This is a genomic window from Streptomyces sp. NPDC060198 (assembly GCF_042728415.1).
In the GTDB taxonomy this organism is placed as follows: Bacteria; Actinomycetota; Actinomycetes; order Streptomycetales; family Streptomycetaceae; genus Streptomyces.
The window spans coordinates 1-1,547 of record NZ_JBHWZJ010000668.1 but is presented as its reverse complement, the minus strand read 5'-3'; the positions used below and the strand labels follow the sequence as shown (position 1 = coordinate 1,547).

Sequence of the window (1,547 nt, the reverse complement as noted above, 5' to 3'; positions counted from 1 at the left end):
GGGGGGTGCCTCTATGTCGTTCGTCAAGGCATCCCTGTCGGGCTTGGGGTGGTTCGGGTGGTGGGGTTATGCGGCGAGTTCGACGTCCTTCGGTGTCCGGGACTCGTAGAAGGTGCCGTCGCGGAGCATGGCGAACAGGACGCTGATGCGTTGGCGGGCGAGGCGGAGGAGGGCTTGGGTGTGGGTTTTGCCGCGGGCGCGTTGCTTGTCGTAGTAGGTGCGGGAGGCCGGGTCGGCGTTCATGCAGGCGAAGGCGGACAGGAACATCGCGCGTTTGAGTTGTCGGTTGCCGCCTCGGGGTGCGTGTTCGCCGTGGATCGAGGTTCCGGATTGCCGGGTGGTCGGGGCGAGGCCGGCGTAGGAGGCGAGGTGGGCGGCGGTGGGGAAGTTGGTGCCGTCGCCGACGGTGGTCAGCAGGACTGCGGCGGTCCTGACGCCGACGCCGGGCATCGAGGTCAGGACCTGGGAAAGAGGGTGGGCCTCCAGCAGGGTGTTGATCTGGGCTTCCAGGGCCCGGCGCTGTTCGTGGACAGCGGCGAGCGAGCGGGCCAGGGAAGGGACCACGATGTCGAGGGTGCCGGTGCCGGGAACGATCACGGTCTGCTCGTCCAGGGCGTCGAAGACGTCGTCGATCAGCCGTGCGGCCATGCGTGGGGCCTTGGGCCGGATCAGCTCGACGAGGCGGCGTCGGCCGGCTTTGCGCAGGGCGGCCGGGGACCCGTGTCGTTCCAGGAGCCAGGTGACGGCCTGGTGGTCCAGGCGGGGCCCCAGGACCCGTTCCAGCGACGGGTGGAACTGGGTGAGCAGGCCGCGTATCCGGTTGCTGGTGCGGGTTGCTTCGGCGGCGAGGTCCTGGTCGAAGCCGGTCAGGACGGTCAGCTCGGCGGTTATCTCGTCGGTCAGTTCGAGCGAGCGCAGGGTGTGGGGCATGGTGCGTGCGGCGTCGGCGATGACGGCCGCGTCCTTGGCGTCGGTCTTGGCCTCGCCGGGGTAGAGGTCGGCGATCCGTCGCATGGCCAGGCCGGGCAGGTAGGCCACGCGGCAGCCGGCGTCGCGGGCGACGGCCAGAGGCAGGGCGCCGATGGAGGCGGGCTGGTCCACGATCACCAGGACGCTGCCGAACTTCGCGGTCAGCTTGTCGAACACGGCCCGCAGTTTCGGCTCGCTGTTGGGCAGCGGCTTGTCGAAGACCGTCTTCCCGGCCGGGGTGAGCCCGTGCCCGTGATGGGCGGATTTGCCGACGTCCAGGCCGAGGAACACGCCCACGTCTTCGATCTCGAACATCGCACCCTTCCGGGGGTGTTGGCGGTGCCGGCCTCGGCTCGGGTGTCGTGCTCGCGCATCCACGTTATGCAGACCTGCCGCCCGCGAACTGTCCGGCATTGCGCCGGACCGGACGGTGGCCGGACCTCTCATCAGCGTCTCCGACGAACACCCCCGGACCTGGTGACACCACCCCCCAGGTCATGCCTTCGACAGGGGGACACAGTCATGCCGGGCCCGGAGGCCAGCGGCCCCGTTGCAGGACCGCGAAAAACATAACGGGG

The 1,547-nt window shown here is 69.6% G+C and carries 1 protein-coding gene; it reads right to left on the bottom strand.

The features are described from left to right. Positions 1–66 precede the first annotated feature (66 nt). Positions 67–1,284: an IS110 family transposase gene (locus ACFWEP_RS34595; protein ID WP_387376261.1), complete on the bottom strand. Its 1,218-nt coding sequence runs from the start codon at positions 1,282–1,284 to the stop codon at positions 67–69. Between the last annotated feature and the right edge of the window lie 263 nt (positions 1,285–1,547).